The following is a 22,016-nucleotide window of genomic DNA, read 5'->3' as shown; positions in this document are numbered from 1 at the left end:
CTGGCCGAAATCGACGGGCCGCCGGTTGTCGGGATCGACGAGACTGAAATCCCAGAGCTCCGTGCCCTGATAAAGATCGGGCACGCCTGGGCAGGTCATCCGCAACAGCGTTTGGGACAAGCTGTTGATCGCGCCGGCGCGCGCGATGCGGGCCACGAACGACGCCAACTCGCGCAGGAAACCATCGCGTCGCTGCGGCGCCAGGATGTCGAGCAGGAACGCGCGCGAGGCGGCTTCGTAAGCCTCATCGTTGGCATGCCAGCTGGTCTGGAGTTTGGCCTCGCGCAACGCTTTCAGCTGCCATTGCGCGACGCGCTCGGCGAACGCTTGGACACCCGCGGCATCGGTGTAATCGAGCTCATACGGCCATGCGCCGGCCAGCGTTTGATACAGCATGGCCTCGGCGGTCGGCCCCGGCGCCCAGTTCGGCGTCAGGCCCGGTAGCGGGGTGCATGCCAGGGAGAGCCCCGTCGATGACGTTGCAGGCGGGGCGGCCGGAGCGGCTGAAGCTGCTGAAGCGGGCGAACTGGCCGAAGGCGCAGTCGCGCCCGCTTTGGGCAAGGCGCCAGGGTGGGCCGTTGTTCCCTTCGCCCGCATGCTCCGGGCATCGGCGACGCCGGGATCCGTCTCGCCGATGGCCTGCGTCGACCCGAACGCTCGGCGATGCGGTGCGTTCAGTGTGGACCATGCCCGCAGTGTCGCCGTCCATTCCTCGGCCATTTCGCTCAATACGGCGAGCCGCGCCCGCACGTCTTCGCCTCGCTTGTGATCGTGCGTGGCGGTGGCGATCAGCGCATGCGGGAAGCGCCGCGCGCGAGCGAGATTGGCGGCGTGAAAGTCATCGACTTCGAGCGCGAATTCGCCGGGATCTGCGCCCACTTCATTACGCGAGAGCAGCCGGCCGTAGCGATAGAAGGCCGTATCTTCGAGCGCCTTCGCGGCCAACGGTGCGGTAACCTGCGCGAACAGCGTGGCGGCCGTGCGGCGCTCGCGGCTCGGCAGTCCATGGGCGGCCAAGCTCGCATCGCCGTCGCGGCCATCCCGGGCATCCCGGGCATCGCCCCCGAGCGATGACGCCACATACGCGAGCACCGCATGATCGCCGCTTGTCAGTACCCGGCGTGCCCCTTCGAGCGCCAGGCGGAAATACGCGTCGTCGGCGCTTGTGCGGAAGCCGTTGTGCGCGTACATCCGGTAGACAGGGAAGTGCACGGCCAATTCGGCAAGCGTACGACGGATCGCCGTCAACGTGAAGTCGCGCGTGGCAGGCTGCTCCCGTGCGATCCGATGGATGCCGCGCGCGGCGCGATCGAGCTCTGCCGCCAGGTTCTCGGCGAGGATCTTGCGGCGCACGTCGCTGACGAGTTCCCTGTACGTCGCATTCGACCCCGATAGCTCTGCCCATGTGGTCGTCAACTGCGCTTCGCCGCCGGGATCATGCAGCAGGGCGCCGACATCGTTCATGAAGTCGTAGCCCGTGGTGCCGTCCACGCCCCAATCGGCGGGCAATGCTTCGCCGCGCGCGAGGATCTTTTCGACGACGACGTAGGCGCGCGAGCCGTCGAGCTGCGGCGGCCGCTCGGCCTCGCGTTCGGCGAGTTTCTCGCGCAACCGCTGGCAGTACTCGCGCGGATCGACGAGCCCATCCACGTGATCGATGCGCACACCGTCGATGACGCCCTGTGCGAACAGCCGCAAGACGAGCGCATGCACAGCGTCGAACACTTCCGCGCGTTCGGTACGCATGGCCGCGAGCGTGCTGATGTCGAAGAAGCGCCGCCAGTTGACTTCGTCGGCCGCCGTGCGCCACCACGCAAGACGAAAGAACTGCCGCTCGAGCAATCGATGCAGGCGTTCGCGCGAAGCGGTGTTCGTCGGGACATACTCGGCCAGGGCCGCATCGAACGGTTGCGTACCGTGCGCCAACGCGTACGCACGCAACGCCTCCTGTGCGGTTTGCGCGCGCGGGCGCTGCTCCGGCTGCGCCGTCAAACCGTCGAAGTGTTCGGCAAGTGCCGTCAGCTCTGGATGTTCCGCATGCGTGGCGCCGCGCAGGATCGACGGGTAGTCGACCGGACAGATTGGAAGGCGATGCTCGCCGTAGCATACGAAGAATCGGCCTTGTTGGGCGTCGAAAGACAGACCGATGCGGCCCGCGGCGAGTTCGTCGCCATAGGGCGCGCCAAGGCACGGCGCGAGGACTTTGCCGCGCAGCGCGGGATCGGGGGAATGCCAGTCGATATCGAAATAGCGCGCATACGTGGCGTGCCGGCCCCATTCGAGAATGTCCAGCCACCATGCGTTATGGCCACCCGCGATGCCCATGTGATTCGGCACGATGTCGGCGATGAGCCCCATCTGCCGGGCATGAACCGCATCGGCAAGACGCAGCAGCGCCGGCTCCCCGCCGAGCTCCGGGTTCACGCGTGCGTAATCGGTCGTGTCATAGCCGTGCAGGGAGCCCGGCGTCGACGTCGTGATCGGCGACAAGTAGAGATGGCTCACGCCGAGCGCGGCGAAGTAGTCGACGTGTGAAAGCGCGTCGTCGAAGGTGAAGCCGCGATGAAGCTGCAGGCGTAGCGTGGAGCGCGGGACGGTCATGGCGTGCGGGATGGTTCGGAGGCGGGGCCGTGACGAGGCCGCGCGGCAGGGGGACGCCTTTGCGATAGCGCGAGCAGGCGATCGGTCAAGGCGCCGCTTTCGAACAGTGCGTCGATCGGCGTCGGCAGGCGCCGGCGCCAGTTCGGATGCTCGTCGATCGAGCCCGGCAGATTCGGCTGATCGGCGAGGCCCAGCAGGTCCTCGAGCGGATAGAGCGCGAGCGGGGCCGGCGTTGAAGCGACGCCCGCCAGCCCTTCGTCCACAGGCGGTTGATCTTTTGGCGGCGCGCCCACTGCGGGCGCCGCGACGCCCGCTTGCTGAAAAGCGCGCCAGAGCGCATGCCGATCGGCCGCGCGCTCGGCATTGGCCAGGGCGACGGGGTTGCGGCCGTCCGGACGCGGTGCGGTTTGTCCGATCCGGTCGCGCCAGACGATGTCATGTCCGCCCCACCAACCGGCGATGGTCGGCAAGTCGTGCGTCGTCGTCGTGGCCAACGACGTGCGGCTCCATTTTGCCGGCGGCTTGAAGCTGCCGCCGTCTTCGCTGCGCTCGAACCAGAGCACGCTGATACCGAGCATGCCGTGGCGCGCGAGGCGTTCGCGGAATCCCTCGGGAACGGTGCCCAAGTCTTCTCCCACGACGATCGCGCGATGACGTGTCGACTCGAGCGCGATCAGCCGAAGCAAGTCCGTCATCGGATAGCGCAGATAAGCGCCATCGGCCGCACTCGCGCCTTCGGGCACGAGCCACAGGCGCTGCAGCCCGAGGACGTGATCGATCCGCAAGCCGCCGCCGTAGGCGAACGTTGCGCGCAGCATGTCGATGAACGCCTTGAAGCCTTGCGTGCGCATCGCGCGCGGCGAGAATGTCGTGAGGCCCCACGCTTGGCCGGCTTGGTTGAACAAGTCTGGAGGTGCACCGACAGAGACCGAGCGCAGCATATCGTCGGGATAGGACCACGCGTGGCTGCCGGCACCGTCGCAACCGACTGCGAGATCGGCGACGAGCCCGATCGCCATTCCGCTTTCGCGTGCGGCACGCTGTGCATCGCCCAGTCCCTTCGCGGCGAGCCATTGAAGGAACAAGTGGAAATCGACTTCATGTCGATGCTCGTCCGCGAACGTCTTCACTTCGGGACGGCGCGGGTCCGTGAACGCCTCGGGCCAGTCGCGCCAGTGACTCGCGCCGTGCGCGGCGCGCTCCATCGCATCGATCGCTTCGAAGCGCGCGTGGTCTTCAAGTGCGCGTGCGCCATGCGAGCAGAACGTATCGAACTCCCGGGCCAGCGTCGTCCCGGCCGGGCGTTCATGAGCGCAAAACCGGTCGTAAAGCGCGTGCAGCACCGAGAGCCGGATTTCAAGGGCGTCGCCCCAATTCAGGAGCGGCGATGCCTCGAGGGCTGCCCACCGTTCGCGAGGCGGCGTCTTGCCGGCCACCTGTATAGCGTCGAGCGCGGCCTCGAATGCCGGCATGCCGAGCGCGGCCGCCGGGTCGATGTGGGCGGCGTTCAGGAACAGACGCGACGAGGGCGCATAGGGACTGAACTTGCGTGGCTCGGCGCTGAACATGGCATGCGTCGGGCTGATCGCGAGCACGTCCGCGCCCTCGTTTGCGCTATGCCGTGCGAACGAGGCGAGTGCGGTGTAATCGCCGATGCCGCCATCGCCGACGCGACGCAGCCCGTAGAGCTGCGCCCCGATGCCCCAGAGCGACACGGCGCGCGGGGCGTCGGCGTTGCTGCGCCGCATACGCTGGCCGTTCGCCGCGGCGTTCGCATCGCGCCACGCATCGTCGACGGTATAACAGCGTGGCGGTGCGACAGCGAGACACACGCGCTGGTCACCCAGTTCCAGCGTGTGATAGCCGGGCTCCGCAACCGGTGCCAGCAGGGCTGATTCTCCCTTCGGCATCCCCAGGCGTCCTTCGACAATACCGCCGCTTTCGAGCTCGATGCGGTAGGTCGCACCGGTTTGACTGGCCGCGAAGGGCAGTGCCGTTGCGCGATGACATTCCGCTGTGACAAGCGGCGGCAGTGCGTGCGCCGCACGCTCGGCATCGAGCATCGCCAGGGTCTGCTTCGCATCGTCCGCCGTCCCGCACGGCAGGCCGAGCGCGGCCAACAGCGTGGCGAGCGTGTCGGACTTCACGCGATGGGCCCGCTTGTGCGCATCTTCCCAATGCACCTCGAAGCCGGCCCGCGTCGCGATCCGTTCGATCGTCTCCCGGCCGAGCGATGACGATGTCGGTCCCGGCGCACTCATGAGGCGCTCCCCGGCGGCACATGGGCTCGCACATCGTGTTGCAGGGCGAACGTGTTGACGTCGCCTGTCAGCCAGGCGATGCAGGCATAGCCGGGTAGTTGATTCGTATCGATGATGTCGCGTGCGCGGTCGGGTGTTTCGAAGATGACCATCCCGTCCGGGCGAGCCTCGAACGGCAGCGTATCGGACGTCAAACTCAACGCGATCGACAGCGTTTCGCCGTCCGCCAACCGCCAGCGTGCAACGAGCGCGTTGGCGTCATGGCCGACGGCGGTGCGCAAGAGCGTGACGCCAATCGCACGCGCGCCGCGCAGCCGCGGGGCGATCAGCTTCGCGCGCACGGCGAGCGCCGAGCGGTAGAAATGCAGCCACGCCTCGCGCTCCCCGTGCGCCGAAGCCTGCGTGGTAGCAGGGAGGGTGCCATTCGGTTCTTCTTCGGTCGGCAGCGATGAGAGAGCGAACGTCTGCACGGCGTTGGGATCCGGGATGCGAGCACGGCGCTCGGGATCCGTGAAAGCGGAAAACCGGGCGAACTCGCGGCGCCGGCCCTCTCGTACCGCTTCGGCCAGATCGCCGCCATAGTCGGTGAAGTAGAGGAACGGCTGAGTCGAGCCGAACTCTTCTTCCATGAACAGCAGCGGGATTTGCGGCGATAACAGCAGCAGTGCCGTGGCGGCGAGCAGTGCCTGGGGCGCGCACAGCGTACGCAGGCGCTCGCCGAACGCTCGGTTGCCGATCTGATCGTGGTTCTGCAGGAACATCACGAAGGCCGTCGGCGGCAACTGCGCGCTGGGCTCGCCGCGCGGCGAGCCGTCGTGGATCGGGGAGGGATCGCCTTGGTAGGCGAACCCTTCCATGAGCACGCGTGCGAGCTTGGCGATGGGACGGTCGGCGTACGCGCGGTAGTAGCCCTCATGTTCGCCGGTCAGCAGGACGTGCAGCGTGTTGTGTGCATCGTCGTTCCATTGCGCATCGAAATGCGATTGCAGCAGGCTGGCCGTGTTGTGCTCGTTTTCAAGGACGAGGTGGACGTGTCGATACGGCTCGATCGAGGCATGGATGCGATCGGATAGTTCGCGCAGCCAGCCGTCGTCGCCGATCGCATGGACGGCGTCGATGCGCAGGCCGTCGAAGCCGTACTCGTGCAGCCAGTAAAGCGCGTTCTGGCAGAAGAATTCGCGCACTTGGCTGCGGCGGAAATCGATGGCGGGGCCCCACGGGGTCGTGACGTCGTCGCGGAAGAATGCCTGGGCGTACCGCGGGAGGTAGTTGCCGTCGGGGCCGAAGTGGTTGTAGACGACGTCGAGCAGCACGGCAAGGCCCAACTCGTGGGCTCGATCGATCAACGCCTTCAGTTCCTCCGGACGGCCATAGGCCGAATCGGGCGCGAACGGCAGCACGCCGTCGTAGCCCCAGTTGCGACGCCCGGAAAAGTCGTTGAGCGGCATCAGTTCGACGGCGGTCGCACCGAGCTGCGCGATGTGCGGCAAGCGCCGGGCGACGTTGGCATAGCCGCCGATCGCTCCGACGTGCAATTCGTAAATCACCATCTCTTCCCACGGACGGCCGCGCCACTCGGGCTGCGTCCATCGATACGCGAGCGGATCGACGACCTCGCTCGGTCCGTGCACATCGTCGGGCTGAAACCGCGATGCCGGGTCCGGCACGGCCAGGTCGCCGTCGAGCCGATAACGATAGCGGGTGCCGGCGCCGCATTCGGCTTGCGCTTCGAACCAGCCGTCGCCGGTGCGATGCATATCGACGATGCTCGCTTTGCCCTCGAATTCGAATTCGACGCGTACCGCCGCACACGACGGCGCCCAAAGCCGAAAGCGCGTAATCGGTGCTCCGGCGGCGGAGGCGCCGATCAGCTCCGCGCCGAACGCGAACCGATGCGCGCGGCGATCGTGCGGGTCGTATCGGTCAACGGACATGTCAGCGGCTCCTTGTTCGAGAACGTGAGGCGAATCGTCAATCCGCGGCGGCATGCGGCGCCAGTGCGGACGCCGGCGGCTCAGCGGCGGCATGCCGCGGCTTTGCGGCGAGCAGCAGGAAGCCATGCGCACCGACCAGCCGTTGTTCACTGTAGAGGTCATGCGCGGCGACCGCCGGGGACGTGCTGTCCGCGAGCACATTCCATTCCAGGCGCGGTGGCGGCAGCACGAACGTCACGTCGTCGTGCGAGCCGTTGATCACCAACAGCACCACCTCGATCTCGCCGTCCCGGTCGAGGCCGGCGCGGCGCAGCGTGAGCGTGCGCGCTTCGGGGTCTTGCCACGCTTCGTCCGTGAGGGCTTGACCGCGCTCGTCGAACCAGGCGACGTCGTTCACCCCGGGTAGCACCTCGATGTCGCCGCGCAGGAAGCGGGTATCGCGCAGTAGCGGATGCTGACGGCGCAGCGCGATCAGACGCGCGGTGAAATCGATCAACGCGCGGCCTTCCGCAGAATCTGCGCGCTGCCAGTCAAGCCACGAGAGTTCGTTGTCCTGGCAATACGCATTGTTGTTGCCGCACTGGCTGCGCCCGAATTCGTCGCCGGCCGCGAGCATCGGCGTGCCGAGCGACGTGAAAACGCTCGCCAGCATCGAGCGCGCGACGCTTGCCCGCACGGCCTGGATGGCCGCATCGTCGGTCGGGCCTTCGATGCCCCAGTTCGCGCTGCAATTCTGATTGTGGCCGTCTCCGTTGTTTTCGGCGTTCGCTTCGTTGTGCTTGTGTTCGTACGATACGACGTCGGCGAGCGTGAAGCCGTCATGCGACGCGATATAGTTGATCGAAGCCCAGGTACGCCGGAAGCGGTGGTTGAACAGTTCGGCCGAACCCGTGATGCGTGCGGCGAGTTCGGCTCGCATGGCCGAATCGCCGCGCCAAAAGCGCCGCACGCAGTCGCGGAATTTGTCGTTCCATTCCGCAAAGCCGGGCGGATGACGGCCGACTTGATAGCCGCCGGGCCCGACATCCCAGGGCTCCGAAATCAGCTTGCGCTGCGATAGCACCGGATCCTGCCGGATCGCGTCGAAAAAGCCCGAGCCCGGATCGAAACCGGTGCCTTCGCGTCCCAGCGTGACGCCGAGATCGAAGCGAAACCCGTCGACATGAAAGGCGCTTACCCAATACCGCAGCGAATCCATGACCATCTGCAGGACGCGCGGATGCGAGAGATTGAGCGTATTGCCGCAGCCCGTATCGTTGATGTAGTGACGTTCATCGCCCGGAATGAGCCGGTAGTAGCTGGCATTGTCGAGCCCGCGCCAGGAAACGGTAGGGCCCAGTTCGTTGCCCTCGCAGGTGTGGTTGTAGACCACGTCGAGAATGACTTCGATGCCCGCAGCGTGCAGCTGGCGCACGGCGATGCGCAGCTCATTCAAGCGCCGGGTGGAAAGGTACGACGTATGCGGTGCGAAGAACGCGGCCGTGTTGTAGCCCCAGTAATTCGTGAGGTCGCGTTCCAGCAGGAAGCGCTCGTCGAGAAACGCGTGAATCGGCAGCAACTGGATGGCCGTGATGCCGAGATCGTGCAGGTGATCGATGAAACGCGGCGACGCCAATGCGGCGAACGTGCCGCGATCGTGCGGGCGTATGTCGGGGTTCAGCATCGATACGCCACGGACGTGGGCTTCATAGATGACGGTTTCGGACCACGGCACATCGGGACGCACGTCGCGCGACCAATCGAACGCTTCGTCGATCACCACGCATTTGGGCACGGCCGGCGACGAATCGCGTTTATCGATCGATAAATCGTGGCGGCTCGAATGCACGCGGTAGCCGAACAGCGCATCGGCCCAGCGGAAGGGCCCGGTCAGCTTCTTCGCGTAAGGGTCGAGCAACAGCTTCGCCGGATTGAAGCGGTGGCCCTGCTGCGGCTGATAGGCGCCGTACGCGCGAAATCCGTACACGGTGCCCGGATGCGCGCCCGGCAGATAGCCGTGCCAGACCTCATCAGTGCATTCAGGCAGCGGCAGGCGCGCGAGCTCCTTGTGGCCCGCGGGATCGAACAAGCACAGATCGATCTGCTGCGCGTTCGCCGAGAACACGGCGAAATTCACGCCCAGACCGTCCCACGTCGCACCGAGCGGATAGGGTGCGCCGGTCTCGAGTCGATCGGGTAACGAATTCGCCATGCCGCGTCCTGGTGTCCTTATAGTGATAATCGTCGTGTCGAAGCGTCGGGCAGGGCGATGTCATCGCACTCACGATCATTCGGCGCGCAGCACGATCGTGGCCAGCGGCGGCAGCGTCAACACGGCCGATTGCGGCTTGCCGTGGCTGGGTACCTCTTCCGTCACGACACCGCCGTTGTTGCCCACGTTCGACCCGCCATACACCAAGGCATCCGTATTGAGCACCTCGCTCCACCAGCCGGGGCGCTGCATGCCGATCCGGTATCCGTGGCGCGGCACCGGCGTGAAATTACAGACGATCGTGATTTCGCGTCCCGAACCATCGCAGCGTCGATAGGCGAAGACGCTGTTGCCGGCGTCGTCGCCGACGAGCCATTCGAATCCGCCCGGCTCCGTGTCGAGCACGTGTAGCGCGGGTTCCGTCGCGTAGAGCCGGTTCAGGTCGCGTACGAGCGTTTGCACGCCGTGATGCATCGGCTCGTCCAGCAGATGCCAATGCGGCGAGGCGTCGTGGTCGAATTCGGCGTATTGGGCGAGTTCGCCGCCCATGAACAGCAGCTTCTTGCCGGGGTGAGTCCACATAAAACCGAAGTAGGCGCGTAGATTCGCGAACTGCTGCCAGCGATCGCCCGGCATTTTCCCGAGCAACGAGCCCTTGCCGTGTACGACTTCGTCGTGCGAAAGCGGCAGGACGAACCGTTCGGAGTACGCATAGACCATCCCGAACGTCATGTTGTGATGATGGTAACGGCGGTAGACGGAATCTTCGTGCATGTAGTGCAGCGTGTCGTGCATCCAGCCCATGTTCCACTTGAAGTGAAAGCCGAGGCCGCCGTCCTCGGGCCGGGCGGTGACGCCGGGCCATGCCGTCGATTCCTCCGCGATCGTGATCGCGCCCGGCACGCCGGGGGCATAGACGACTTCATGATTGACGCGCTTCAGGAACGCGATGGCTTCGAGGTTTTCCCGTCCGCCGTAGACGTTCGGCACCCACTGGCCCTCGGCGCGCGAGTAGTCGCGATAGAGCATGGAGGCCACCGCGTCGACTCGCAGCCCATCGACGTGATAGCGCAGCAGCCATGCGAGCGCCGAGGCGACCAGAAACGCGCTGACCTCGTTGCGGCCGAGGTTGTAGATCATCGTGTTCCAGTCTTGGTGGTACCCCTCGCGCGGATCCGCGTGTTCGTAAAGCGGTGTGCCATCGAATTGGATGAGGCCGTGTGCATCGTTTGGAAAGTGCGCGCTGACCCAATCGAGAATCACACCGAGCCCCGCTTCGTGCGCGCGATTGACGAAATGCGCGAAGCCCGGCGGCGGGCCGAACCGCGCCGACGGCGCAAACGGCGATAGCGGCTGATAGCCCCACGAGCCGCCGAAAGGGTGCTCGGCGATGGGCAGGAATTCGACGTGCGTGAATCCCATCCCGAGCGCATAGGGAATGAGACGGTCGGCCAGTTCGTACCAATCGAGGCCGCGGCGGCCGTCGTCTTCGATCCGCAGCCAGGATTCGGCATGCACCTCGTAGATGGCCATCGGCGCGCGCGCGCTCTGCAGCTCGGCCCGGTTGGCAATCCAGTCACCGTCCGTCCAGGCGAATCGTTCGATGGCATTCCAATCGGCCACGATCGATGCCGTCGCCGGTGTGTGTTCCGTTTGCAAGGCGCAGGGGTCGGCCTTGAGTGGGAGCGTATGGCCATCGCGCGCGACGATCTCGTACTTATAGCGTGCGCCCGCCGTGAGCCGAGGGACGAACAGTTCCCAGACGCCGGCTACATGCCGCATCCGCATGGGATGACGCCGCCCGTCCCACGTGTTGAAATCGCCGACGACCGAGACGCGCCGCGCGTTCGGCGCCCACACCGCAAACCGTACGCCCGGTATGCCTTCGAGCGTGCAGGGCCGCGCGCCGAGGCAATCGAGCACGGCATAAGGATCGGCGCGTGCGAGGCGCGAGAGTGCTTCCTCGGACAGCACTGCGCCGAACGCGTAGGGGTCCTCGATCTCTTGCTCTACGCCGTGCCAATCGATCCAAAGGCGGTAGGGCTCCTCGCGCGCCACGAGCCCCGCAAAAAGCCCACGCGCATCGATCTGCGCCAGCTTGCCCAGGCATTCGCCGTTTGCGCGCGCGACGACGGAGACGCCCGACGCGCCGGGCAACAGCGTGCGTACGGAGGGCCCAGCCGCAGTGCGGTGCGGCCCGAGTTGCGAGAACGGGTCGGGGTGGCGGCCGTCGACGAGTGCTTCGATATCGACGGAGTGCATGCCTACGGTCGGATCGCGATCGGCGATCTCGCGTACGCGCGAAGGTTGGTCGTTCATGGATCCCATTTCGACAGTTCTCACGTTTGCGCGGGCGTGCCGGGCGCGTCGCCGTCATGCGCTTCGCCGAGCAGTCGTGCGGCGAGCGCGGCGAGGCCGCGCAGCGGCAGCCCAAGCCAGGTGGGCCGGTTCGCCGCTTCGTAGCGCACCTCGTAGGCGGCTTTTTCGACGAGGAACAGGTCGAGCAGGACGCCCTCCGCTTCCGGCGAAACGATGGGACGGACCGCATGGCCAATCGCCTCGCGATAGCCGTCGAGGAAGCTTTGCTGGCCGGCCTCGCGGAAGCGGTCGAACAAGGCGCGTTTGCGATCGGCTGTCAGCGTCGGGGCGTTTTCCGACAGAGGCTGGGCCGCCGCGCTCGCATACGACAGCGAGCGCAGCATGCCCGCCACGTCGACGAGCGGGCTGCGCTTCATGCGGCGCTCGTCGAGCGGACGCGCCGGTTCCCCTTCGAAGTCGATCAGGTAGACATCGTTCTGCGCGATCAGGACCTGGCCGAGATGGAAATCGCCGTGAACGCGGATCCGCAATGCGTCCACGGGATGCGGTACATGCCGTTCGAGCGCTTCGATGAACGCGGCACGGCGATCGACGAGCCATCGTGCCAGTGCGCGGGTTTCGTCGTCGATCGATGTGCCTTCTTTCGCCGCTTCCGCGCCCAGCACGTCGAGCGCGTGTTCAAGCATCGCGCGCGTGCCTTCCACCCATGCCCGCACGTCGGCGCGCGTGGCTTTTTCGGGGGCGAAGGCGGGGTCGTCGCACGGTGCGGCGAGCGCGGCGTGCAATTCGCCGAGGCGCCGGCCGATCGTACCCGTGAGCGCGCGATAGCCTTCGATCTTGTCGGGCTCGGGTTCTTCGGCTTCCGGGGTGAGGACGAGCTCGTCGATGACACGGCGCAAATAGTCGAGCACCCAATTCCATGCATCGCCTTGATTCTCGATGAAGCCTTGCAGCAGCGCGAGCGTATGCGGCACATGCTGCGGATCGACCCGGACGACCTCGCCATAGAGCGGTGCGGTGTTCGCATAGCCGATTTCGGTCAGATGCCGGCTCATTTCAGCTTCCGGATGAAGCCCGGCGATCAGCCGCCGCACGAGCTTCAGCACCGCGCGCTCGCCGACGATCAGCGAACTGTTGCTTTGCTCCGCCGAGATCCAGCGGATCTCGGGTGCATCGCCGAGTTCGTCGAGCTCGCTGAAGCGCGCCGTCGGGACGAAACGGATTTCGCTCTTTTGGACGGTGGGAATGACGGCCTGTTCGCGCATCTTTTTCAGCACGCCATGGGCGAACAGTGGCAGTGAGAATGCATCGGTCAAATGCCCGATATTGCGTCCGCGGCGGACGCGGGCCAGCGCCAGCTGCATGAACAGCGGCACCGTCGTATCGGTGCCCCATGAGACGGCGAGCGGCAGCACGTAGCGCTCGGTATGGCGCCCGAGATCCGCCTCGATTTCGGTGAACGCGAAGCCTGCGTCGGGAATCGTAGTCAGTGCGGCGAGGCGGACCGCATGGAGCTTTTGGTCCTTCGACGCGAACCAACGGCGGCGGCTGAGGTACGAAGGGAGCACTTCCGATTCGAGCAGCCGGACATTTTCGGGCGTCGGACCGGTTTGCCCGGCACGCATCACAAGCGTGATGAATTCGGGCAATTGCTCCGATCCGGGCTGCGACCATGACGGACGATCGTCTCTGTTGCACAGCACGAACCACAGGAAACCGTACGGCGGGAACGTGAGTAGATACGTGAGCTGCCCGATCGCCGGAAACACCGAATCGGCGGTCATTTCCACGGGTACACGGCCGGCGAATTCGGACAAGTCGAGTTCGACGGCTTGCGGCGCGCGGGAAAGGTTGGCCACGCAGAGGATCGGCGCCTCGCCTTCCATCTCGCGCAGGTAAGCGAGGATCTTTCGATTCGACGGACGCAGAAAGCGGATCGTGCCGCGGCCGAACGCGTGTTTCGAGCGCCGCGTGGCGAGCATGCGCCGCGTCCAGTTCAGCAGCGAGTGCGGATCGCGCGTTTGCGCCTCTACGTTGATCGCATCGAAGCCGTATAGCGTGCCCATGACGGGCGGTAAGACAAGCTGTTCCGGATCCGCGCGCGAGAAGCCGCCGTTACGGTCGGACGACCATTGCATCGGCGTGCGCACGCCGTCGCGGTCGCCGAGGTGAATGTTGTCGCCCATGCCGAGCTCGTCGCCATAGTAAATGACGGGTGTGCCCGGCATCGACAGCAGCAGCGAGTTGATGAGTTCGATCCGTCGCCGATCGCGTTCCATCAACGGGGCGAGGCGGCGGCGAATGCCGAGGTTGAGCCGTGCGCGCCGATCGCTGGCATACGTGTTCCACAGATAGTCGCGCTCGGAATCGGTCACCATCTCGAGCGTGAGCTCGTCGTGATTGCGCAGGAAGATGGCCCATTGACACGTAGGGGGCAGTTCCGGCGTTTGCCGCATGATGTCGGTGATCGGAAAGCGGTCCTCGCTTGCGATGGCCATATAAATGCGCGGCATCAAGGGGAAGTGGAACGCCATGTGGCATTCGTCTTCCTGGCCGAAGTATTCCTGCACGTCTTCCGGCCATTGATTCGCTTCGGCCAGCAGCATCCGGTTCGGGTACTCGGCGTCGATGGTGGCGCGAATGCGTTTGAGGACCGCGTGCGTTTCCGGCAGATTCTCGTTGCTCGTGCCCTCGCGTTCGACGAGATAGGGCACCGCGTCCAGCCGCAACCCGTCGATGCCCATATCGAGCCAGAAGCGCATGACTTGCAGCACTTCGCGCATGACGGCCGGATTGTCGAAGTTCAGATCGGGCTGGTGCGAATAGAAGCGGTGCCAATAGTAGGCGCCGGCCACCGGATCGTGCGTCCAGTTCGAGGGCTCGGTATCGATGAAGATGATGCGCGTGCCCTCGTACTTCTTATCGGTATCGGACCAGACGTAATAGTTGCGGTGATTGGAGCCCGGCTTGGCGCGACGCGCGCGCTGAAACCACGGATGCTGATCCGACGTGTGATTGATGACGAGTTCCGTCACGACGCGCATCCCGCGTGCATGAGCGCCTTGGATGAAATGACGCAGATCGGCGAGCGTGCCGTAGTCGGGATGCACGCTGCGGTAGTCGGCGATATCGTAGCCGTCGTCGCGCCGTGGCGAGGGATAGAACGGCAGCAGCCAGATCGTGTTGACGCCGAGCTCGGCAATGTAATCGAGCTTCGCGATGAGGCCCGGAAAATCGCCGACACCGTCGTTGTTCGCATCGAAGAACGACTTCACATGCACCTGGTAGATGATGGCGTCCTTGTACCAGAGGGGATCGTCCGATAGCACGGAAGTGGCCGCCCGCCGCCCAGCACGCGCGCGCCGGCTCTTATCGGGCACCTCGACAGCTGAGTCCATAGGATGATCTTCACGCTTCATGGTGCGTCTCCGAGGCGCCGTGGCCTGTGAGATCTCCCTGGCCGGTTCGGCCGAGGGAGGCATGCGCGCGTTCGTCGCGCGGCAAGCCCGCGGCGGGCGCGATGCGCCAGATGGCGAAGGGGCATGTGTCGGGTTCGATCCTGATGTGCTGGCGGCGGCCGCGCCATTCGAAGCGTTGCCCCGTGACGAGATCGGTGGCGGCCAGCGGATCCCAATCGTGCATGTGCCAGTGTTCGAAGATCGAGCCCGCGAGTTCGAGGTCGGCCTCTTGCGGCCCGAAAGGATCGAGGCTGATCGCGACGAGGACGACGTTCTCGCGCGAACGCGTCGCTTTTTCGAAAAAGAGCACGCGATCGTTATGTGCGGTCAGGAACGTCAGGCCGAGGTGCGAGTGCAACGCGGGATTGGCGCGACGGATGCGGTTCAACAACGTCACGACATCGACGATGTTGCCGGGCCGGTGCCAATCCCAGGCGCGTAGCTGGTACTTCTCCGAATCGAGGTATTCCTCGCTACCCGGCAGCGCGGCCGATTCGCAGAGCGCGAAGCCGCTGTAGACGCCCCACAGGCCCGAGAGCGTCGCGGCCAGCGCCGCACGGATCATGAAGCCGGCCCGGCCCTGCGCTTGCAAATGCCGGGGGTTGATATCGGGTGTGTTCACGAAGAAGTTCGGACGGAAGAATTCGCGCACGTTCATTTGCGTGAGTTCGGTCAGATACTCCGTGAAGTCGCGCTTCGATTCGCGCCACGTGAAGTAGGTATAGGACTGCGAAAAACCGAGCTTCGCGAGCCGATACATGAGACGCGGACGCGTGAATGCCTCCGAGAGAAAGACGACATCGGGATCGCGCGATCGAATGTCGGCGATCATCCACTCCCAGAACGGCAGCGGCTTCGTATGTGGGTTGTCGACGCGGAAAATGCGCACGCCGGCGTCCACCCAGAACGCGATGACGTCGCGCAGGGCGAGCCACAGCGCAGGCTTCGCATCGTGCGCATAGAACTCCGGGTTGACGATGTCCTGATATTTCTTCGGCGGGTTCTCGGCATAGCGCAACGTTCCGTCGGGGCGCCAGGCGAACCATGTCGCGTGTTCCGTCAGCCACGGATGATCGGGGGCGCACTGTATGGCGAAATCGAGCGCGATCTCGAGTCCGTACTCGCGCGCGCTGGCGAGCATGCGCTTGAAGTCGTCGAGCGTACCCAGTTCCGGGTGCACGGCCGTATGACCGCCTTCGTCGCTGCCGATCGCATAGGGGCTCCCCACATCGCCCGGCAGCGCCTTCAGCGTGTTATTGCGGCCCTTGCGGTTGATCTTGCCGATCGGGTGGATGGGCGGAAAGTAAAGCACGTCGAAGCCCATGTCGCGAATGCGCGGCAGTTGGGCGATGACGTCGTCGAACGTGCCGTGGCGCGAAGGGTCGCCGCTCATCGAGCGCGGGAAGATTTCATACCAGCTCGCGAACCGGGCCGCGGCGCGTTCCGCATCGATGCGGTAGACGGTTGCGTCGCGAGAGAGAAACGGACGATGCCGGGTCTTGGCGACGGCATCGAACGTTTCCGGCGCGAGCACCGCTTCGAGCCGCGCAGCGTGGCTGGCCTGTGAGAAACGCGTGGCGATGCGCTTCAGTTCGGCGATGGCCGCGTGCTGCGCTTCATGCTCGCGATGTTCATGGTGAATCTGTTGCTGCGCGCCGGTTTCATCGGCCGTCTCCGCTTCCGCCAGTACGCGTGCGAGCAAATGGCGCGCTTCTTCGAGTTCGAGCTCGACCGCCTGGTTCGCGTCGAGCTTCTTGCGAATGTGATCGACGAGCGAGGCGAAATCGTCGCGCCAGGCGATGACGGTGAACTCGTAACGGCCCACGCGAGGAAGGGTGAGGGTGGCTCGCCACAGATCTAGACCGGCCGGTTCGGCGGGCCGCATCGGTGTTTCGCGCCACGCGGTTTCATCGGTTGCGCGCCAGATGACGGCCGCGGCGATCTTATCGTGGCCTTCGCCGAAGATGGCCGCGCCGATATCGACCGCTTCGCCGACCACACGCTTGACGACGAACCGTCCGCCGTCGATCGAAGGTGTGACGCTTTCGATGGCGATCCGGGGTGCCGCAAGCGCTTCCGTGGCGGCGGCGACCGAACTGCGCTTCGTCGTGCGGCGCACCGCGATGTTCGGGCACGGCTGCGCGCGATAGACACGCGCTTCGCCGGGCGCGAGCGAAAACGCGGACAGCGGCTCGGCCGGCTCCGTGCAAGGGTTCGCCAGCGGTTTGAATGCCATGAAGTTGCCGGGCACCCCGTCGAGAAAATGCATGGGCTCGACGAACGCAGGGCGGGTCAGGTCCGGATTGGCGAGGAGCAGCACGGCTTCGCGTGAGTCACGCAAGTCGGGGCGTTCGCCGCGCATCACGGCGGCGACGTTCGATCCCGCCGCGGAAAGCTGCCGCAGTTCGCCGACCGTCGAGAGCACGGTGGCCTGTTGGCGCAACGCGTTCGCCTGCCGAACGGCGTCGGACAGGTCGAAGCGTGGCGCGGCACAGGCTTGGCGGTATCGGTCGGCGCCGCCGTCGGTGGCTGTGTACGAGACCGGCTCGGCGATTCCGTATTCGAAGCCCATGGGCACGAGCCACCCGGTGCCGAGCGACGCGCTCGTGGCGATCGCGCGGCGATAAGCCCGTTCAATCGCCACCGCATCGACGGCGTGGGCGAATTCAGTGACGAGGCGCGGCCCATAGGGCGCCTCGGGAAACGCGATGGGCGCGCCGACGCGGGCGAGCGCCGCGTACTCTTCGGCGAGCCAGTTGTCGCGGAAATCCCACCAGCGTACCGACGAAAACACACTATCGAACTGCGCTCGTTCAAGACGCGCAAGGTCGCTGCGCGTCAGCCCCGGCGTGGCGGCGAGCATCCGGACGTTCTCGCGTTTGCCCCGTATAGCGGCGCCCAACTCGAGCCACATGTCGACGGGCACATGATGCGGCGAGTCGAATCGAAAGCCGTCCACACCGGCATCGATCAGCTCGACGAGGCGCTCGCTCCACCAGGCGCCGAACTGCGCGGCCGCATGGGGATCGCCGAAGTTGGTGTAAGCCGCGTTGTCCTCATGGCTGGCGTGCCGCGGATCGAGCCGAACGCGTGCGGGCTCGTACGGGTGAAACCATTGGGGATGAGTGCGCAGTAACGCGTTATCGGCCGCGATGCGATCGAGCACGAGATCGACGAGCAGTGCGAGGCCGGCGCTGTGTGCATCGTCGGCGAGCCGGCGTAAGCCGGCGTTCGCGTCGCCGGCCGCACCGAAGGCGGGGTGCAGCCGCGCATGATCCGCGACGAGTTGCGCGTGTCCGGCTTGTCCCGTGGCGAACGGAGAGCCGATCAAAACATGATCGAAACCGAGCGCGGCGATGCGCTCGAAGTGTGCGGGCCAAGCGTCGAGCGGCCCGACGAGCAAGGGGTGAAGAAAATAAATCCGCGGCGCATACGCGTGACGATATTCCATCGGTCCGTTCCAGTTCGTCGGCGATGTGGATGCACGTTGCGCGTGCGATCGCATCGCGTTGTCAGGCGGCGCTCGATGATTCCCGCCCATCGGCGCGGGCGATTCGCCCGGGGAGCGGCAAGCATCAGCGCGCCCGAAAGCGGAAAGCACGATGCATGCCGCGGCGCCGCAAGCGCAGACCGCGTTCGACGAACAGAAGGCGTCGATCGCATCCAGTATGCGCGCGCTGAGCGGGACCGGCATGCCGTTTTGCGGGGGTTGGCGATGGGAGGCGGGGCGGGATGTGGGCGGCGAGGAGATGTCTCATCGGCGAATCGTTCATGGGGATTCGTCTGCCGAGCAAGGTGTAAATGTGACAGCGCGGGGCGCGTTTTTACAGCGGCGCCGATGTCGGCGCGAGCGAACGGTATCTCTCCAAGCACGCGCCTTAAAAGGGGTTGGATCGCACTCATCGTTAATTGCGGCTATGTGTTGATGCATGCTGATTGTCTAAATCCTGGGACCCGTCTATAGTCGCAGCCAATGGGCGCAGCCCAAGGGTTATTACGGATAACGAAAGACCGCCACGGCCAGGGCGGTAGAAAAGACCGGAATCGGGGGCGAAAGGCCGTCGGCCAATGCCGGCGGTGTCTTGGACAAGACGCTGGAGCCCACATGACAGATGCTCGACCCGGCCGCCTGCACGAGGCGCAGCCGGTTGCCGCCCGTAGACATTTCCTGCTGAGCGCCGGCGCTTCGGCTGCGGCGCTCGCGTTCATGACGGCCATTGGACTGCCGTTCGCGACACGGCGCGCGTTCGCTTTTTCGCCGCCGGCCGGCGGCGGTCTCGACGCATTTACCGCACTGACGAAGCAATTGACAGGGCGCACGACGCTGGACGCCACCCTGGGTTCCCGGCTCTACAGCGCACTGTCCAAGGCCGATAGGGCGTTTGCCGCCAACGTCGCCGCGCTGAACACCTGGCTCAAGACACACGCCGGCGTGCCGAGCGATCAGGTGGTGGCGGCGCTGCAGAGCCAAGACCCCGTCCTGGCGAAAGCGGTCGTCAATATCGTACGGGGCTGGTATCTCGGCCTCGTCGGCCAAATGCCGACAGTTCAGGTGGTCGCGTATGAGCACGCGCTGATGTTCGACCCGGTGAACGACATTCTCACGATCCCGTCGTATTGCCGGGACGTGCCGTTCTACTGGGCGCAGAAACCGGCCGCCGTGTGACGCGGCTGCGCCAGGCAAGGGGCCGTGCAGATTGACGCAGGGCGCTGTCTTTCCCATGCGGCGCTCGGTCAATTGCACGCTGGCGATCGCGGCGGTGGCCCTGCTCGCCGACAAGGTCAAGCATGAGCTGCATGCATGACGCTCTTTAATGACCGCATGCAGCCCGATAGAAGAATGCATTTGGCGAATCGCTTATGGCAAACAATGCTTCCTTTGATGTCGTGATCGTCGGCTCGGGCGTGGCCGGTGGTCTCGTCGCGCATCAGCTCGCGTTGGCGGGCGCATCGGTCGTTATTCTCGAAGCGGGGCCGCGTCTCGCACGTTGGCAGATCGTCGAAAACTTTCGCAACTCGCCGGCCAAAGGTGATTTCGCGACGCCGTATCCGTCGACGCGGTATGCCCCGCATCCCGAGTACGCCCCGCCCAACGGCTATTTGATCCAAAAAGGCGACTATCCGTACGACTCGCAGTACCTGCGTCTCGTCGGCGGGACAACGTGGCACTGGGCCGCCGCCGCATGGCGTTTGTTGCCGTCCGATTTCAAGCTCAAGACGACATACGGGGTTGGCCGCGACTGGCCATTTCCTTACGAAACGCTGGAGCCTTGGTACTACGCTGCCGAGATCGAACTCGGCGTGTCGGGCCCCGACGTCTCGATCGATCTCGGCTCGCCACGCTCGAAGCCGTATCCGATGCAGCAGTTGCCCCTCTCGTATATGGATGCGCGCTTTTCGGACGTACTCAACGCCAATGGCTTCAAGGTGGTGCCCGAGCCCGTTGCGCGCAACAGCCGTCCTTACGACGCGCGCCCCACCTGCTGCGGCAACAACAACTGCATGCCGATTTGCCCGATCGCCGCGATGTACAACGGCATCGTGCATGCGGAGAAAGCGGAAAAGGCCGGCGCGAAACTGATCGCGCAAGCGGTCGTCTACCGCATCGAAGTAGACGACAAGGGCCTCGTCACGGCCGTGCACTATAAGGATCCGTCGGGCGGCACGACGCGCGTCTCCGGCAAGTTGTTCGTCCTCGCGGCGAACGGCATCGAAACCCCGAAGCTCATGCTGATGTCGACATCCGATAAATTTCCGCAAGGCGTCGGCAATCGCTCCGATCAAGTCGGCCGCAATCTGATGGATCACCCGGGCACAGGCGTGAGCTTCCTCGCGAACGAAGTGCTATGGCCGGGGCGCGGCCCGATGGAAATGACCTCCGTCGTCAATTTTCGAGATGGCGCATTCCGGTCCGACTACGCTTCGAAGAAATTGCACCTGTCGAACGGCGTGGCGACGATGGCGGTGACGTCGGCATTGATCGACAACGGATTGACCGGCGGTGAACTCGATCGGCAAATTCGCGACCGGGCGGCGCGCACACTGACGATCAACAGCTTCCACGAGCACTTGCCCGAGCCGCAGAACCGGATCGTGCCGTCGCAAGATCACAAGGATGCGCTCGGTATTCCGCAGCCGGAGATTCATTACTCGATCAACGACTATGTCAAAAAGAGCGCGGCCAACACGCACGAACTGTATGCACAGATCGCGAGCTTGTTCGGCGGAACGGAGGTGACGTTCGACGATCGTTTCGCCCCGAACAACCACATCATGGGCACGACGATCATGGGTACCGATCCGCAGGATTGCGTCGTCGATGCCGATTGCCGCACGCACGATCATCCGAACCTGTTCCTGGCAACGAGCGGCGTCATGCCGACCGCCGCAGCGGTGAACTGCACGCTGACGATCGCGGCGCTGGCGCTGCGGCTGGCCGACAAGCTCAAGCGCGAGCTGTGATGGCGTGAACGACCCGATGAGATTTTCAATGACGAATTTGCGACTCCGTTCCGATGCGGCCGACCGGGCCCGCGGTTCGATGCATCATCCGGCGCGGCGCGCTCCGACGCGCATGAGGGCGTTCGCGGCGGGCTTTTCAGTCTTCGCGCTGTATTTGGCATGGCATGCGTCGAACGAACGCGAGGCTTCGCCGGCCGACGAAATGCCGCTTTCACTCGCCCACGCGCAAGGGGCGAGCGAGGTGGGGGTAGCCGGAGCGTCGGGGCCGGCTGCGGCGAATGGGGCGTCGGTCGCCGGCGCGTCGGCCGCGCCGGGCGCTTCGTCCGGAGGCAGCGCCGCAGTGGCCACATCGGCCGCCAGCGCGGCGCCGCAAGCTGGCGCGCCGTCGCTCGCGAGCCCCGCCGCCGTCACGAGCGGAACATCGTCTTCCGTCATGGCAAGCGGATCGACGGCGGGGGCACCGGGCCCGTCCGGCGGTTCCGATGCCCTGGCTGGCGGCACGCGGATAGACGCGAACAGCGCCGATCTCGTCAAGCGTGGCGAATATCTCGCGCGGGCTGGCGATTGCATCGCCTGTCACACCGCCGACAACAGCCGGCCGTTCGCGGGCGGCTTGCCGATCGGGACGCCGTTCGGCACGCTTTACACCCCGAACATCACGCCCGATCCCGAGACCGGCATCGGCCGCTGGAGCGACGCCGATTTTCTGCGCGCGATGCAGCAGGGCATCGGCAAGGGCGGCGAACATCTGTATCCCGCGTTTCCGTACGCCGAATACACGCGCGTGACC

Annotated in this window: 9 protein-coding genes and 1 pseudogene; 3 read left to right on the top strand and 7 right to left on the bottom strand. The window is 65.3% G+C overall.

Annotation, left to right across the window (positions count from 1 at the left end):
* The 7 genes from treY to ACTHL0_RS18010 all read right to left on the bottom strand — a co-directional run.
* Positions 1-2,601: malto-oligosyltrehalose synthase (treY, locus tag ACTHL0_RS18040; RefSeq protein ID WP_440568189.1), on the bottom strand; the 2,601-nt coding region annotated here is incomplete at its 3' end.
* The gene (gene malQ, locus ACTHL0_RS18035; protein WP_440568188.1) at positions 2,598-4,862 is read right to left on the bottom strand and encodes a 4-alpha-glucanotransferase; all 2,265 of its coding nucleotides are present in this window, start codon (positions 4,860-4,862) and stop codon (positions 2,598-2,600) included. The genes malQ and treY, both read right to left, overlap by 4 nt.
* Complete coding sequence (treZ, locus tag ACTHL0_RS18030) at positions 4,859-6,796, bottom strand: malto-oligosyltrehalose trehalohydrolase (RefSeq protein WP_440568187.1); 1,938 nt, start codon at positions 6,794-6,796, stop codon at positions 4,859-4,861. Before treZ ends, malQ begins: the two co-directional genes overlap by 4 nt.
* A gap of 37 nt (positions 6,797-6,833) precedes the next feature.
* Complete coding sequence (glgX, locus tag ACTHL0_RS18025; protein ID WP_440568186.1) at positions 6,834-8,987, bottom strand: glycogen debranching protein GlgX; 2,154 nt, start codon at positions 8,985-8,987, stop codon at positions 6,834-6,836.
* Between the two features lie 75 nt (positions 8,988-9,062).
* A complete protein-coding gene (glgB, locus tag ACTHL0_RS18020; protein WP_440568190.1) occupies positions 9,063-11,249 on the bottom strand; it encodes a 1,4-alpha-glucan branching protein GlgB in 2,187 nt (728 codons plus the stop codon).
* Positions 11,250-11,326: 77 nt separating this feature from the next.
* The gene (gene treS, locus ACTHL0_RS18015; protein ID WP_440568185.1) at positions 11,327-14,725 is read right to left on the bottom strand and encodes a maltose alpha-D-glucosyltransferase; all 3,399 of its coding nucleotides are present in this window, start codon (positions 14,723-14,725) and stop codon (positions 11,327-11,329) included.
* Positions 14,715-18,215 carry a maltotransferase domain-containing protein gene (locus ACTHL0_RS18010; protein ID WP_440568184.1) on the bottom strand — a complete coding sequence of 1,167 codons (3,501 nt, stop codon included), beginning with the start codon at positions 18,213-18,215 and terminating at the stop codon, positions 14,715-14,717. Before ACTHL0_RS18010 ends, treS begins: the two co-directional genes overlap by 11 nt.
* 654 nt (positions 18,216-18,869) lie before the next feature.
* On the opposite strand from ACTHL0_RS18010, the gene ACTHL0_RS18005 reads away from it, so the two are divergent.
* From ACTHL0_RS18005 to ACTHL0_RS17995, 3 genes and pseudogenes are all read left to right on the top strand, one after another.
* Positions 18,870-19,430: a sugar dehydrogenase complex small subunit gene (locus ACTHL0_RS18005; protein ID WP_440568183.1), complete on the top strand. Its 561-nt coding sequence runs from the start codon at positions 18,870-18,872 to the stop codon at positions 19,428-19,430.
* A 194-nt stretch (positions 19,431-19,624) separates the two neighbouring features.
* Positions 19,625-21,226, top strand: coding sequence for a GMC family oxidoreductase (locus ACTHL0_RS18000; protein ID WP_440568182.1), 1,602 nt, complete (start codon positions 19,625-19,627; stop codon positions 21,224-21,226).
* 28 nt (positions 21,227-21,254) lie between these two features.
* Positions 21,255-22,016 (top strand): annotated as a pseudogene (locus ACTHL0_RS17995) (hypothetical protein); the annotation flags it as partial.

It is taken from the genome of Trinickia sp. (assembly GCF_051961175.1).
Taxonomy (GTDB): Bacteria; Pseudomonadota; Gammaproteobacteria; order Burkholderiales; family Burkholderiaceae; genus Trinickia.
The sequence above is the reverse complement of the archived record's forward strand: the minus strand, read 5'-3'. Positions and strand labels throughout refer to the sequence as shown.

Excerpts from the sequence above, each read along its gene's own strand:
- ACTHL0_RS18010 (WP_440568184.1), bottom strand. The coding sequence starts at position 18,215 with ATGGAATATCGTCACGCGTATGCGCCGCGGATTTATTTTCTTCACCCC.
- glgB (WP_440568190.1), bottom strand. The coding sequence starts at position 11,249 with ATGCACTCCGTCGATATCGAAGCACTCGTCGACGGCCGCCACCCCGAC.
- ACTHL0_RS18000 (WP_440568182.1), top strand. The coding sequence starts at position 19,625 with ATGGCAAACAATGCTTCCTTTGATGTCGTGATCGTCGGCTCGGGCGTG.
- ACTHL0_RS18005 (WP_440568183.1), top strand. The coding sequence starts at position 18,870 with ATGACAGATGCTCGACCCGGCCGCCTGCACGAGGCGCAGCCGGTTGCC.
- malQ (WP_440568188.1), bottom strand. The coding sequence starts at position 4,862 with ATGAGTGCGCCGGGACCGACATCGTCATCGCTCGGCCGGGAGACGATC.
- treZ (WP_440568187.1), bottom strand. The coding sequence starts at position 6,796 with ATGTCCGTTGACCGATACGACCCGCACGATCGCCGCGCGCATCGGTTC.
- glgX (WP_440568186.1), bottom strand. The coding sequence starts at position 8,987 with ATGGCGAATTCGTTACCCGATCGACTCGAGACCGGCGCACCCTATCCG.
- treS (WP_440568185.1), bottom strand. The coding sequence starts at position 14,725 with ATGAAGCGTGAAGATCATCCTATGGACTCAGCTGTCGAGGTGCCCGAT.